We start from the raw sequence: 13,836 nt of genomic DNA on the forward strand, positions 1-13,836 counted from the left end.
ACGCATTCATCTGGCAGCCGAAGGGGGCGCCGTGAAGCACGTGCCGGTGAAGCTGGGGCAGCAGTATCAGGACCTCGACCCGCGACGAGGCGAGCGCGTGGGCACCGTCGTGCGCTTGCATACGCATCGCATCACGCTGGCGTGGAGCACCGGGCACACGACGACGGTGCGACGGCGACACCTGGATGCCAGCGGAAGCCGGGGCTACGTCCTGATCGCCGACGCCACGCCGGCGCAGCGCTCCAAGCCTACGGAGTGCTCGCCAACGACGGCAGCGCAGCAGCGGGCGCGACCCGATCCGCATGGGGTGGCGCGGTGGCGATGCCTCGCGTGCAACGCTGTGGGGCGACTGCGACCGCCGTGGCGAGTCCTCTTGTGGACGCAAGGACCATGGGCCACGCGAAGCACCGTCGTGTGCTCGGACGCGTGCCACCGGCGGGTCAGGCGAGGCGGCGATGGTTGAGTTCCGATCACCGATCACCTCGAGCCCGGAGGCACCACCCATGACCAGGAACGCCAACGAAGGCCGGCCGACTTCCGCGAAGACGAGCACCACCGACCGCCGCACCAACCCCAACCTCACGAGCACCGTCATGCCCAGGATTTCCAAGAGCACGAATCGCACTCGCACCAACCGCGGCCGGGAGAGCACCACGGCCAGCCAAGGCGACGACCACACGAGCACGAGCGTCGCGGTTCCGATCGCCGTCGACGTCCGCGGCGCCAGCACCATCACGGGCTTCCCCGTGGCGACGCTCAACGGCTGGCGCACCAAGGGAGGCGGGCCGCCGTTCGCGAAGATCAACAAGTCGGTGCGCTACCGCGTGGTCGACCTCGAGAAGTGGATGGCCGACCGCGTGGTGAGCAGCACCGCCGAGGTTGCGGCGAAACGAGCCAACGCCGACGATGCCTGACCGTCCACGACTAGACCAGGAAACCGAGGTCGATGCGCTCGCAGAGCCACGAAGCTCCCCTCCGTCGTCGCGTGCTTCTGCTCGAGAAAGGGCGGACCGGGCGTCCCTGCGGTCCCGCTGGCAGCATAAAGGGCATCGAGTTATCGTTGCACGCCGACGTCGCGTTCCGGCGAAGTCAGAGCGCGGGGCAATCCGGGGGACACGGCATACCTGAGTCGTAGGGGGTCGAGTCGATACTGCCGGAGCGGAAGCCCGGATCACCCTCGTCGTTCCATGCCATCAATACCAGCTTGGGAGCACCGTCGTCCCCGACGGCGGAGCGCAGGTCCAGGCGCTCGAAGCCGGGGGTGCCTACGATCTCGTCGATCACGCTGCGGCCGAAGAAGAAGTAGCCGACCTCGCCGGAGTGGGCCGCGACGTAACGTTCGGCCCACATTCGAGCCTCGGTATCCTCGAGGATTCTATGCCCGGTCGCGTCGAGGATGGGCGACTCCCAGAGGCCAATGTCATCGTCGACGGCCGTGACCAGAAGATGGTGGGCCCCTGCGTCGTCGAGCGCATGATGGAAGACAACACCGAAGCGTTCAGGCACGGCAGTGAGCACCTCGGTCAGCTCCGCGGCGGTGGCATAGGGGACGGGTTCGTCGTGGGACTGGGTGTTGCTCTGATCGTGCCGAGCAAGCCAACGATTCGCGACATCATGAGGAATCCGAGCGCCGACGTTCTCGTAGTCACGCCGAGCGGTGGCGAGTTCTTCCTCCTCGGCAACACAACCGAGCAACAACACGACAGAGAGCACGACGGAGCGACGCCTTGTCAGCATACGCCCGGCAGTCTAGCACACCCGGAGCCCGACACGGAGTCGTGAGGCGGCGAAGGTCAGATCAAAGCGCGGGGCAAGTCGGAGGGCACATGTAGCCGTTGTCATAGGGGGTCGGGTCGATGCTGCCGGAGCGGAAGCCCGAAGCACCCTCGTCGTTCCATGCCATCAACACCAGCTTGGGAGCGCCGTCGTCTCCGACGGCGGAGCGCAAGTCCAGGCGCTCGAAGCCGGGGGTGCCTACGATCTCGTCGATCACGCTGCGGCCGAAGAAGAAGTAGCCGACCTCGCCGAAGTGGGCCGCGACGTAACGTTCGGCCCACATCCGAGCCTCGGTATCCTCGAGAATTCTATGCGCGGTCGCGTCGAGGATGGGCGACTCCCAGAGGCCAACGTCATCGCCGACGGCCATGACCAGAAGATGGTGGGCCCCTGCATCGTCGAGCGCATGATGGAAGACAACACCGAAGCGTTCAGGCACGGCAGTGAGCACCTCGGTCAGCTCCGCGGCGGTGGCATAGGGGACGGGTTCGTCGTGGGACTGGGTGTCACTCTGATTGTGCCGAGCAAGCCACCGATTCGCGACATCATGAGGAATCCGAGCGCCGACGTTCTCGTAGTCACGCCGAGCGGTGGCGAGTTCTTCCTCCTCGGCAACACAACCGAGCAACAACACGACCGAGAGCAGGACGGAGCGACGCTTTGCCAGCATACGCTCGACAGTCTAGCACACCCGGAGCCTGACACGGAGTCGTGAGCCGGCGAAGGTCAGAGCGGGGCAATTCGGAGGGCACATGTGGCCGTTGTCGTAGGGTCGGGTCGACGCTGCCGGAGCAGAAGCACGGAGCACCATCGTGTGCTCGGACGCGTGCCACCGGCGAGTCAGACGAGGTGGCGATGGTTGAGCTCCTCGAGCCCGGAGGCATCGCCCATGACCAGGAACACCAACGAAGGCCGGCCGACTGCCGCGAAGAAGAGCACCACCGACCGCCGCACCAACCCCAACCCCACGAGCAACGTCATGCCCAGGATTTCCAAGAGCACGAATCGCACTCGCACCAACCGCGGCCGGGAGAGCACCACGGCCAGCCAAGGCGATGGCCACACGAGCACGAGCGTCGCGGTTCCGATCGCCGTCGACGTCCGCGGCGCCAGCACCATCACGGGCTTCCCCGTGGCGACGCTCAACGGCTGGCGCACCAAGGGAGGCGGGCCGCCGTTCGCGAAGATCAACAAGTCGGTGCGCTACCGCGTGGTCGACCTCGAGAAGTGGATGGCCGACCGCGTGGTGAGCAGCACCGCCGAGGTTGCCGCGAAAACGAGCCAACGCCGACGACGCCTAACCGTCCACGCCGACAGGACGAGGCTGTGGGTCGCCGGCCCCGGGGCTCCACACCCTGGGCAGATCGCTGGGCGCAACCGTGTGCGTGCCCACCGCGAGTGACTCGGCCGAGGCTCGTGCCCGGCGTGCTCCACGCGGGCCAGGGCAGCTAAGGTGCCAAGGACCGGCATCACGGATCACGCCAGCTCGCCTAAGCGGATCAGGGGGTGGGTGGCCTCTCGACTTCAGCCCCGCGCGGGTAACCTCGACCACAGTCGCCCTTGAGCGCGTCGATGGGCGCCCCACCTTGGCCGCCCTCGGGCACCCGATGCGGCTCGCCCTTGCGCATCCGATGCGACGCCTCACCTTGGGCTACTCGGGTGAGCCGCCACAAAACCACAACAAATCAATAACTTGAGAGACGTCTGGCCAGGGGGCGCGTCTTGAGACGCCACCCCTAATGCTGCGCAATGCGACCTTCCATGGTGACCGACGAACCCGGTCCGGGGGAGCAATCTCCCCCCGAGCGACCCAACTGGCCCGGATCTCATAGCCCGAGCTGTCACATTCACCTGCGCTGTGGCGAGTGGTTCACTAGAGCAGCGTCGGCAGCGCCGAAGGGCTAGCCCAGGGCGGCGAGGTGGGCCTTCAGCTTGCGGAGTAGGCGGGAATGTCGGGCCCGAGGAGGCATCTGATGAAAGCCCTGCGCGATGCGAGACATCGGCATAGAACCCCAAGTTCAACTTTGCGCATAAGGCGCAGCCTGTACAGTTCCCTTGTACTTGGCCATGATGGAGAGGCGAGATGGAAAGCGACCTCCAGCGCAGCATCAGGGATCTCCAGCACAAGCTGACAGTGGCAGAACAGCAGGCATCCGCTTGGGAACGAGAAGTAAAGGAACTGAGGACGGAAGCAAAGGTACAACGCGAGGAGATCGAGGCGCAAACTGTTACGCTTGGTCATTTGAGGCATGAGTATTCTGCAACAAGTGATATGCTAAAGGAGAGCTACAAGGAGGTCGTACGAAAGCTCTTTCGGAAGCCGAGCCTTCAAAGTGCGATGATTACAGTAATTACCAGCGCTGTCTCCATTGTCATTTCAGTAGCGGTAACACACTACTATAGCACTGGCGGAATCGACAATCCGGCAAAGGTGCAGGTAAGAAGGAGCGCAGGCTTGGTCGCTCGAAAGACCGCGAAAGCAAGAGAGGACGCAGTCACATCGAAATATACAAGCAATGCCATTTGCACTACTACCATTATTGATAACATGCTAGCAGTCGATTCCCTTGGTCAAAGGAGCGAATACCTCAAGAGCGCAGACAAGGAAATCGCCAGATGGAAAGCGGGAGGCTTTGGCGGTGTCAACTCCTGGGGATCCAGAACAAAGATTGAGGATCTTGAATGCCCCTACATCTCCATGGACTATGTACTAGACCAATCATCCATGGCATTCTTATTGGTAAAACATGGAATTCCTTCCTGCGTGGCGCTTGAAGCTCAGAGCAACTTTATCTACTGGGATTGGCGACGCATCACCGCGCACCAGAAGTGGGAGAAGTACCTGCAATCAAAGATCAACGAGGAAGGCAAGGATGCCAAGCCACCTCAAGGCAGCAAGACGTTGCAGCGGTTTCTTCCCTCCGGAATAGTTGACAATTGCGGAGGCATCGGGTGGCACAACGCGGAAACGCTTGATAGCCTAATAAGCAATGTTCAGTCCAACTTGGAGGGCGCACGTCGTCAACAAGAGCTGAATGCTAACGGATATGCCGATCAAAAACCTGCCGCGGCCCAAGAATAGCAGGACTCGACGATTGACCATAGGCCACGCGACGCACCGTCGTATGCTCGGACACATGTCACGGGCGGGTCAGGCGAGGCGCGAGGCGGCGATGGTTGATCTCAGATTCAGAGCATCGATCACCTTGACACGGGCTGCCCAGCGTGGCCCACGCGGGGCCATGGTCGCGAACAACGACATGGGCCGCCCTCGGGGGCCGATGCGGTTCCCTTCCGCCTTGGACACTGGGTCGCCCCGCCTTGGGGGCGGGGGTGAACATGAAGGCTCGAACGCCGAGAGTTCAGCCCGAATTTTGCGCCAATTTTACTTTCCCGCGCCTTGACACATGTCGCCGTGGGCGGATATGGTTGGTCCTTGAGCCTTGGTGTCGAGTTGATGCGCCTTGGCAAGATGATCTCCTCGTCGAGGGGTACCCACTAATTGTATCGGAGGCATTCATGTCAAGTAAGGCGCGTCTTCGTTTTACTGCATTCCTCAGTCTCACGAGCATTCTCCCCTGGGCGGGTACTGCGAACGCAGCGAGCTTTCCGGCCACGTTTCCCGAGAACGTCGCAGTCAGCACCAGCTACATGGGATGCGGCTTTCAGATCCAGCGCGGGAACTACCTTGGTGAGGCATATTCGAAGATCCGAAACACAGGCTGGGGTTCCAACTGCATCAAGTTCAGGGTGGGCGTATCAGCCACGAACGGCAATGTACTCAGCAAGAGTTGGAACTATCCCGCAAACTGGTCGTGGAAGCAGACCAACGTGACAGGTACGTTCTACACATCGCATGTGTGGGTGCGGGCAACTGGCTATGGCCTCGTATGCGATGTCGAATTCACCATTCTTGCGAACGGAACGGCATATCCGAGCATCAGCAAGATTTCTGGTGTCGGAAACTGTCCTGAGAGCCCATAGAAGGTCCGTTGGACGCGTGGCACAACGGCCGTCGAATGCATTGATCGCCAGATAGCATGCCTTGCGTTGATCGCCCTTGGCCCACTGGAACTGACCCATGGCAATGTGGATGTACTCCACGGTCGAGCAGATGCTTCGATGGCCCAGCAGCATCTGCACCGTTCGAAGGTCGACCCGCTCCCCAACAGGCTCGTCGCGAAGCTGTGACGATGGCGTGCGCGGGTTGGCGGTCGTACTCGAGGGTGAGGTCTCGGCGGTGTGCGGCGAGCACGCGGCAGGCAGGCTCGGGGCCGGCGAGATGCTCGGGTCTCGTCGGCGATGCTCGGCCTGGCGCCAGGCTTCGATCGTGGTCAAGCGGCCTGGCACGCAGCTGTTGCGGTCGGCCCTCGAGCGGGTGCGGGGAACCGCCGAGCCTACGGCCATCTGGCAGACGCTAGCGCGAGCGCTGACGTAGCCTGCGAAGCATGGAGTTCCTTCCCACTTCCCACGAGCGCACCATGGGCGGCGCGCTCGTGGGCCCGCCTGCTCGCGCACCAGTGCGTCCCACTGGAGGGCGAGGCTGCTCGTACGACCGCCGAGCGCTACGCTCCGTCGCTGACGCGCACCAGGATGCGAGCGAGCGGGTCCCCCATCGGACGTGCAGGTGCTCACGGCGAGTGATACAGCCGACGGTTCGCGCCTAGCGCGGACCTCTCGGGGCCAGGCCAGCCAAGTCGACCGGGCGTGTCGCCTTTCAGCCCCCACCCGGGTGAGTTCCACCACGACCCGCTCGCAAGATCCGCACCTACCGGATTGGCGCTCGACCCATCCGACAGGGCCGTGCCGTCGGCGAGCCCTCGCTCCACCGGCCAGGCACTCCCCCTCCGCTGTGCCCGGTATGTGCCCGGTAGCCACCCCGCCAAAATGAAAAAGCCCCTATTCGGGGCTTTTTCGGGGAGCGGGAGACGAGGGTCGAACTCGCGACATTCAGCTTGGAAGGCTGACGCTCTACCAACTGAGCTACTCCCGCAGGAGCATGAAGGATCCCACCTCGGCGGGCCGCGGTGGGGAGTAGAGTGGATGGGGTAGGATTCGAACCTACGAAGCGATAACGCGGCGGATTTACAGTCCGCTCCCTTTGGCCATCTCGGGCACCCATCCATGGTGAGCCGTGGGCTCGTCGTTCGAAAGGCAAGCTCGGAGGAGCGGTGGAGCTGGCGATGGGATTCGAACCCGCAACCCCCGGTTTACAAAACCGGTGCTCTACCGTTGAGCTACGCCAGCGCTGTTGAAGGGTCTCCTCCTGCGTACGGAAAGGAAGCTTAAGAAAGGAAGCGAGGGTCGTCGACCCTTGGATCGATGCGCTGGCCCCGCGGAGCGCCAAGGGGCGCCGAACGGGCATTCGGGGCGCGGTGTATAGCCTTGGGTCGGGATGGTGTCAACCGGGATGCCCGGCCGGCATCGGCGTGGATGGCCCAGCATCCTCCCTCCCCGCCCCCTTCCCTGCCCCTCTCAGAGCGGCGTCGGTCGGGGCACGAACAGCTTGCGGTCGGAGGCCGTGACCGACTCGTTGCCCTCACCCCCGCCCGGCGCATCGATCGCCTCCGATGACTCCCGGGTCAGGTACGGGTGTGGCTGGCCGAGCGTGGCCTCGTCGGACAGGAGCACCGCCTGCAGGTGGCCGAGCTTGGTCTCGGTGCGCTCGATGAAGTCGCTCTCGTAGCCGAGGCGCCGCGCGGTCTCGAGGTTCTTCTCGAACACCCAGATCGCCTTGGTCACCACGGGCCGCAGCTGCTTCTTGAGCTCCTCGAAGTAGATCTCGCGCTGGCGCTCGTCGAGCCACTCGGGGACCGGCGCATACATGAGGGCGTCGTAGAGCTCCGAGAACAGGTGGCCGAGCTGGTAGCCGGACGCCGAGACCCAGAACATGTGCTTGGCCGAGATCGCGCGGTTGTAGGCGTCCTGGGCCTGCACGAGCAGCTCGAGCTTGGCCTTGAATGCAGCCTCCATCACCTTCTCGGGCAGGCGGATCTCCACGTCGCGAAAGCGGCGATGGAGGATGGCCGCGCGATAGAAACGGGCCATGCCGACGAAGTAGGTGTTGCTGAAGCGCTCGGTGTGTTGCTCCACGGCCTGGTCATGGACGACGTCGGCGAGCGCGAGCCGAGCATCGGCCTCGTCCATGCGATCGAGCATGAACAGGGCGTAGCCCTCGCGGGCCAGCGCCTCGACCTTCACGCTCGGGAGCTGGTCGGATCGCTCGGCGATCGCATGATAGGTGAGCACCGAGCGGTCCCACTGCTCGAGCTCGGCCTCGCAGGCGCCGCGCCGCGCTTGCGCCAGCACCACGTGCTCCCCCTGGGGAAAGCGCTGCAGATAGATCTCGTAGGCGCGCACCGCCGCGAGGCAATCGCGGAGCTTCTCGTGAGCCTGCGCCAGACCGATCCATGCCGGTGCCGCGTCCTCGGGGGGCAGCCCCTCGGACGCGAGTGCCCGACCGAACAACGCGACGGCGCGGGCGGCCTCGTCGGCTCCGAGCGCAACCTCGGCCTGGGCGAGCACCGCACGAGGATCGAGCGGGGGCTCCGAGTCCCGGCCGCCCTCGACGAACGCCTCGGTCGCACCGCGCTCCGCCTCGTGCGAAACGGGGGGCTGGGTGCTCGCCCCCGTGCCCCGCGCGCAGCCCGTGCCCAGCACGCCCATGCCCAGCACCCCCACACGCAGCACGTGCATGCCAAACAAGCGCATGCCAAGCACGCGCATGCCCAGCACGCGCCTCGTGGCGATCGCTCCCGCGCCCATCACTTCCCGATCGAGACCGCTCCCTCGGCGTCGTAGACGCTGCCGTCGTCCCAGGTGGAGTGGGTCTTGACGACGAGCACGGCGCAGTCGCCCGTGCCCACCTCGAGCTCGGACACGAGCTTCTCGTCGAGCCAGATCACCCAGCTGTCGGGCTCCGACTTGATCCGATGCCGGCCCGGCGGCTGCACCTTGTCGTCGGGGACGTCCTTGCTCTTGCCCTTGCAGTCGCGAACGGTGGCGGTCATCCCCTGGACCGGGACGCCGGGATAGAACACCAGGCCGGCGTGCGGCTGGAGCTCGACGTCGTTGATCCGCAGCTCGCCCTTGGTGTCGCCCGACTTGGACTGCACCACGTCGCTGCTGCTGCAGCCGGGCGCGGCGCACGACCACGCTCCGCGGTACGACACGAACTGACTGCGGAGGTTCTGCCGCAGTGCACCGCAGGCCACCCCCGCCGTGAGGGCCCCCGCCGTGAGGACGAGACCGAGAACGATTCGGACACGACCGGCTCCACGCATGCATCCTTCATATCCCAACGGCGTGCACGACGGAATGGGGCGCCGCGCCTTGCGTTCGCGGCGCCCCTGCGCGATCGTGAGGCCGCGGATGATCCCCGCCAGTCTGATCCCGCTCCCCATCGATCCCCAGGTCGCCGCTCGCGTGGACGCCCTGGAGCTGCCGTTCAATCGCCACGGCGTGGATCCCTACGGCATCGACAAGCGCGAGCTGGCCCGGCTCTACACGCTCATCGGGTGGTTCTACCGGCGCTACTTCGACGTGGAGGTGCTCGGGACCGGGCACGTCCCGCCGCGAGGTCGCGCCATGCTGGTGGGCAACCACTCCGGGGGCGTGGCCCTCGATGCGGTCATGGTGATCGCCTCGGCGTTCTTCGAGCTGGAGCCCCCGCGGCTGGCCCAGGGCATGGTCGAGAAGTTCATCCAGAAGGTCCCGTTCCTCGCCTGGTTCACCAGCCGCATCGGGCAGCTCACCGGCCTTCCCGAGCACTGCGTGCGCCTGCTCGAGGACGAGCGCCTGCTGCTGGTGTTCCCCGAGGGCGCCCGTGGAACGGCCAAGCTCTACCGCGAGCGCGACTCGCTGGTGGGCTTCGGCACCGGCTTCGTGCGCCTGGCGCTGCAGACGAGCACCCCCATCGTGCCGTTCGCGTTCGTGGGTGGTGGTGAGGCCATTCCCACCGTGGCCAATCTCTACCGCGCGGGCAAGCTGCTTGGCGTGCCCTACCTGCCGGTCACCCCCTACGTCGCGCCCGTGCCCCTGCCGGTCTCGCTCAAGCTCGTCTACGGGCGACCGATGATGCTGCAGGGCAGCCCCTCCGATTCCGACGAGGTCATCGCAGGGCACGTGGCCGCGATCAAGAACCGCATCGCCAGCCTCCTCACCCAGGGTCGTGCCCTCCGTGAGGGGCGCCTGTCGAGCACGGAGATCGACTTCGGATGAAGGTCCTCGTCACCGGAATCGCCGGCGCCATCGGGCGCCTCGTCGCCACCCGCCTGCTCGATGCCGGTCACGAGGTGATCGGCATCGATCGTCGCCCCTGGTACCACCCACCGGATGGCATTCGGGTGTTCCAGCACGACATCCGCAAGCGGCCCGCCGAGGACGTGTTCCGCACCCAGCTGCCCGAGGCCTTGATCCACATGGCCACGGTCACCCACCTGACCCACCGCAGCGAGGACCGCTTTCGCATCAACCTCGGCGGGACCCAGGCGGTGTTCGATCACTGCCATACCTATGGGGTCAAGCGGGCGATCTTCGTGGGTCGTCACACGTACTACGGAGCCGGCCCCGACTCGGCGCTCTATCACACCGAGTCCGAGCCTCCGATGGCGGTGCACACGTTCCCGGAGCTGTCCGACCTGGTCGCCGCCGACCTCTACGCCGGCTCGGCGCTGTGGCGCTACCCCGAGGTCGACACCGCGGTGCTACGGATCTGTTACACGCTGGGTCCGCTACGACAGGGAACGCTCGCGTCGTTCCTGCGAGGACCTCGGGTGCCGATGGTGCTGGGATTCGATCCCCTGTTCCAATTCGTGCACGAGCTCGATGCAGCCGATGCAATCTGCACTGCCCTCGGCCACCGTGATGGCGGCAACGACGGCAGAGGCTTGCGTGGGGTGTTCAACGTGGCCGGGCCCCCGCCCGTTCCGCTGTCGGTGATGATCCGCCAGGCCGGCCGGGTCGCGGTCCCCCTGCCCGAGCTGGCGTTCAACCTCCTGCTCGGTCGCTTCGGGCTGCCACGCCTGCCCCCCGGTGCGCTCGAGCACGTCAAGCATCCCGTCGTGATCGACAGCTCGGCGTTCCATGGTGCAACCGGGTGGCAGGCCAAGCACGACGAGGACACCACGCTGCACGACTTCCGCGTGGCGACCGACGCTCGGTAGCGAGTTCGTCCCGTGGGCTCGTCGACCGCGACGGGCCCATGCTAGGCTCCCGGTCCGTGGACGCTCCGTCGCCCACCGCCCGCTCCGGGTGGAGCTGGCTCCCCTCCTCGCGTACCGGTCGGGCGTGGTTCCTCCGCCTCGGTCTCGCGATGGTGTTCGTGCTCGGCACGCTCGCCTCGGCGACCATCACGCCGGCTCGAGGCGAGGGCGAGGGCGAGACGAACATCGAGCTCGAGATCGAGCTCGGCGAGGCCGGCGAGTCGCTGACCCGGCACCGCTCCGAGGTTCGCGTGAGCCCGCGGGGCTCTGAACACGCGCGCCCGCTGCCGAGCCGCCCCCTGGCCAAGCTGCGCGCACCCACGCAGCTCGGGCCCAAGGCCCGCGAGCCCGAGGCCACGAGCTGGCCTCGACCTCGGCGAAGGCCGCCGCCCGACGACGACGACGACGCGATCGCCTGAGCAGCGCTCTCGCTCTGGTCACGTGCCCCTCTCGCGCCTCCCGTGCGGAGGGGGGCCGTGAGGGTGTGAGCGCTGGATCCCCGGCCATCGTTCGTTCACCCGTCTCGTCCTTGCGCGTAATCTCGAATGTCCACCAATTCCGATTCCCCTTCCCCCCAGCAGAGCCTCTCCGCCTCCCTCGTCGACATCCCGCTGTTCTCCAAGGAGACCATTGGCCGCGACCTGACCGCCGGGCTGGTCGTGTTCCTGGTGGCGCTGCCGCTGTGCCTCGGCATCGCGCTCGCCTCGGGCGCACCGCTGTTCTCCGGGATCGTGGCCGGCATCATGGGTGGCCTCGTGGTGGGTGCCATCAGCGGCTCTCACACGAGCGTGAGCGGCCCGGCGGCGGGCCTGACCGCCGTGGTGCTGGCCCAGATCGCGACGCTCGGCTCGTTCGATGCGTTCCTGCTGGCGGTGGCGATCGCAGGCGTCATGCAGATCGCGCTGGGGCTCGCGAAGGCCGGCGCGTTCTCGGACTTCGTGCCCACCAGCGTGATCAAGGGCCTGCTCGCGGCCATCGGCATCATCCTGATCCTCAAGCAGTTCCCCCACGTGCTCGGCCACGACACCGATCCCGAGGGCGAGATGGCGTTCGAGCAGCCGGACAAGGAGAACACCTTCTCGGAGCTGCTGGAGATCGCCCAGGACCTGCACGTGGGTGCGGCGGTCATCGGGCTGCTGTCGGTGGTGGTGCTCGCGGTGTGGGCCAAGAACAAGCGACTGTCGGGCTCGCGCGTGCCTGCCCCGCTCGTGGTGGTGGTCCTGGGGCTGGTCCTGCAGGTTGCGTTCGACTCGATGGGTGAGACCTGGGCCGTCGGCGGCAGCCACCTGGTCCAGGTGCCCGTGGCCAAGGACCTGGCGGGCATGGCCGCGCTGCTGCGCTTCCCGGACTTCTCGCAGTGGAGCAACCCCGCGATCTACACGGCGGCGGTGACCATCGCGATCGTGGCCTCGCTCGAGTCGATCCTGAACCTCGAGGCGGTCGACAAGCTCGACCCCGAGCAGCGGGTCTCGCCTTCCAACCGCGAGCTCGTGGCGCAGGGGGCGGGCAACATCGCGAGTGGATTGCTCGGGGGCATCCCGGTCACGTCGGTGATCATCCGCGGATCGGTCAACGTCTACTCGGGAGCGGCCACGAAGCTCTCGACGATCTGGCACGGCGTGCTGCTGCTGGTCTCAGTGCTGTTCTTGCCCACCCTGCTCAACCGCATCCCGCTGTCGTGCCTGGCCGCGATCCTGTTGGTCACGGGCTTCAAGCTCGCGAGCCCCAAGCTCATGCGTCAGATGTGGGCCGGCGGTCGGGATCAATTCATGCCGTTCGCAGCCACCGTGGTGGGCATCGTGTTCACCGATCTGCTGGTGGGCCTGGGCATCGGCATGGCGGTGAGCCTGGGCTTCATTCTCAGCCGACACTCGCGTCGCCGCTTGCGGCGGATCTCCGAGAAGCACCTCGCCAACGAGGTGCTCCACATCGAGCTGCCCGAGCTGGTCACGTTCCTCAACCTCAGCGCGCTCGAGCGGGCGCTCCACGAGGCCCCCCGGGGAGGTCACGTGCTGCTCGACGCCACCGCGACCGACTACATCGATCCGGACATCCTGGCGCTCATCCGCGAGTACCGCGACGTGACGGCCCCGGCCCGCGGCATCCAGCTGAGCATGACGGGCTTTCACGACGCGTACGAGCTGCACGACGAGATCCAGTTCGTGGACTACTCGACGCGCGAGCTCCAGGACGAGGTCTCGCCGAAGCAGGTGATGGAGATCCTGCGCCAGGGCAACCAGCGCTTCGTGGAGGGCCGACGGCTGAACCGCGACCTGGCCCGACAAGTGGGCGCCACGGCCCGCGGTCAGCATCCGCTGGCGGTGGTGCTCAGCTGCATCGACTCGCGCACCCCCGCCGAGCTGGTGTTCGACATGGGCCTGGGCGACATCTTCAGCGTGAGGGTGGCCGGCAACGTGCTCAGCCCCAAGGTGCTGGGCAGCATGGAGTACGGCTGTGCGGTGGCGGGGTCGCGCCTGGTGGTGGTGATGGGCCACACCCGCTGTGGCGCGGTCACGGCCGCGGTCGACCTGGCCGGGGTCAGCGCGACGGCCCAGGAGAAGACCGGCTGCCAGCACCTCGATCACGTGCTCGACGAGATCCAGCAGCTGGTCGAGCTGCCCGAAGGCGAGCCGGTGGCCAAGTGGCCCAAGGAACGCAAGGAGACGTTCGTGGACGCCGTCGCGCGCAGCAACGTCAAGAGCGTGGTACGGGGGATCGTCGATCAGAGCGACACGATGCGCCGGCTGGTCGAGGAGCGCCGGATCGCGGTGGTCGGCGTGCTCTACGACGTGAGCACGGGGAAGATGGAGTTCATGCTCGACGACGCGCTCGGGCTGCGCGCATCCTGAAGACCCCT

Annotated in this window: 13 protein-coding genes and 3 tRNA genes; 8 read left to right on the plus strand and 8 right to left on the minus strand. The window is 66.1% G+C overall.

All coding sequences use genetic code 11. The features are described from left to right. Positions 1 to 503: 503 nt before the first annotated feature. Complete coding sequence (locus OEB96_RS06265) at positions 504 to 914, plus strand: helix-turn-helix transcriptional regulator (protein WP_266214532.1); 411 nt, start codon at positions 504 to 506, stop codon at positions 912 to 914. Between the two features lie 175 nt (positions 915 to 1,089). Here the strand turns inward: OEB96_RS06265 and OEB96_RS06270 are convergent, their stop codons facing one another. The 3 genes from OEB96_RS06270 to OEB96_RS06280 all read right to left on the minus strand — a co-directional run bounded on the left by OEB96_RS06270 (position 1,090) and on the right by OEB96_RS06280 (position 2,757). Beyond that, on the minus strand, positions 1,090 to 1,713 hold the full coding sequence (locus OEB96_RS06270; RefSeq protein WP_266214533.1) for a hypothetical protein: 624 nt from the start codon (positions 1,711 to 1,713) through the stop codon (positions 1,090 to 1,092). A gap of 85 nt (positions 1,714 to 1,798) precedes the next feature. Continuing rightward, a complete protein-coding gene (locus OEB96_RS06275) occupies positions 1,799 to 2,446 on the minus strand; it encodes a hypothetical protein (RefSeq protein ID WP_266214534.1) in 648 nt (215 codons plus the stop codon). A gap of 170 nt (positions 2,447 to 2,616) precedes the next feature. Continuing rightward, positions 2,617 to 2,757 carry a hypothetical protein gene (locus OEB96_RS06280; RefSeq protein WP_266214535.1) on the minus strand — a complete coding sequence of 47 codons (141 nt, stop codon included), beginning with the start codon at positions 2,755 to 2,757 and terminating at the stop codon, positions 2,617 to 2,619. Between OEB96_RS06280 and OEB96_RS06285 the strand changes: the two genes are divergently transcribed. From OEB96_RS06285 to OEB96_RS06295, 3 genes are all read left to right on the plus strand, one after another. After that, positions 2,756 to 3,178: a helix-turn-helix transcriptional regulator gene (locus OEB96_RS06285; RefSeq protein ID WP_266214536.1), complete on the plus strand. Its 423-nt coding sequence runs from the start codon at positions 2,756 to 2,758 to the stop codon at positions 3,176 to 3,178. The genes OEB96_RS06280 and OEB96_RS06285 overlap by 2 nt on opposite strands. A gap of 681 nt (positions 3,179 to 3,859) precedes the next feature. After that, positions 3,860 to 4,858 carry a hypothetical protein gene (locus OEB96_RS06290; protein WP_266214537.1) on the plus strand — a complete coding sequence of 333 codons (999 nt, stop codon included), beginning with the start codon at positions 3,860 to 3,862 and terminating at the stop codon, positions 4,856 to 4,858. Between the two features lie 437 nt (positions 4,859 to 5,295). Then, complete coding sequence (locus OEB96_RS06295) at positions 5,296 to 5,760, plus strand: hypothetical protein (RefSeq protein WP_266214538.1); 465 nt, start codon at positions 5,296 to 5,298, stop codon at positions 5,758 to 5,760. A gap of 936 nt (positions 5,761 to 6,696) precedes the next feature. On the opposite strand, the gene OEB96_RS06300 is transcribed toward OEB96_RS06295, so the two are convergent. The 5 genes from OEB96_RS06300 to OEB96_RS06320 form a co-directional block, all read right to left on the minus strand. After that, positions 6,697 to 6,769: transfer RNA gene (locus OEB96_RS06300), tRNA-Gly, on the minus strand. 47 nt (positions 6,770 to 6,816) lie between these two features. After that, positions 6,817 to 6,900 (minus strand) — tRNA-Tyr (locus OEB96_RS06305). 48 nt (positions 6,901 to 6,948) lie between these two features. Continuing rightward, positions 6,949 to 7,023, minus strand: a tRNA-Thr gene (locus OEB96_RS06310). Positions 7,024 to 7,251: 228 nt separating this feature from the next. Next, positions 7,252 to 8,472, minus strand: coding sequence for a tetratricopeptide repeat protein (locus OEB96_RS06315; protein WP_266214539.1), 1,221 nt, complete (start codon positions 8,470 to 8,472; stop codon positions 7,252 to 7,254). A 68-nt stretch (positions 8,473 to 8,540) separates the two neighbouring features. Further along, positions 8,541 to 9,059 (minus strand): hypothetical protein, encoded by a 519-nt coding sequence (locus tag OEB96_RS06320; protein WP_266214540.1) that lies wholly within the window; start codon positions 9,057 to 9,059, stop codon positions 8,541 to 8,543. Between the two features lie 88 nt (positions 9,060 to 9,147). Between OEB96_RS06320 and OEB96_RS06325 the strand changes: the two genes are divergently transcribed. From OEB96_RS06325 to OEB96_RS06340, 4 genes are all read left to right on the plus strand, one after another. Continuing rightward, complete coding sequence (locus OEB96_RS06325; RefSeq protein WP_266214541.1) at positions 9,148 to 9,996, plus strand: 1-acyl-sn-glycerol-3-phosphate acyltransferase; 849 nt, start codon at positions 9,148 to 9,150, stop codon at positions 9,994 to 9,996. Then, complete coding sequence (locus OEB96_RS06330) at positions 9,993 to 10,940, plus strand: SDR family oxidoreductase (protein ID WP_266214542.1); 948 nt, start codon at positions 9,993 to 9,995, stop codon at positions 10,938 to 10,940. The genes OEB96_RS06325 and OEB96_RS06330 overlap by 4 nt, the downstream gene beginning before the upstream one ends. Before the next feature lie 56 nt (positions 10,941 to 10,996). Then, complete coding sequence (locus tag OEB96_RS06335; RefSeq protein WP_266214543.1) at positions 10,997 to 11,398, plus strand: hypothetical protein; 402 nt, start codon at positions 10,997 to 10,999, stop codon at positions 11,396 to 11,398. A 126-nt stretch (positions 11,399 to 11,524) separates the two neighbouring features. Then, positions 11,525 to 13,828, plus strand: coding sequence for a bifunctional SulP family inorganic anion transporter/carbonic anhydrase (locus OEB96_RS06340; RefSeq protein ID WP_266214544.1), 2,304 nt, complete (start codon positions 11,525 to 11,527; stop codon positions 13,826 to 13,828). Positions 13,829 to 13,836 lie beyond the last annotated feature (8 nt).

The organism is Paraliomyxa miuraensis (assembly GCF_026337845.1).
Lineage (GTDB): Bacteria > Myxococcota_A > Polyangia > Nannocystales > Nannocystaceae > Paraliomyxa > Paraliomyxa miuraensis.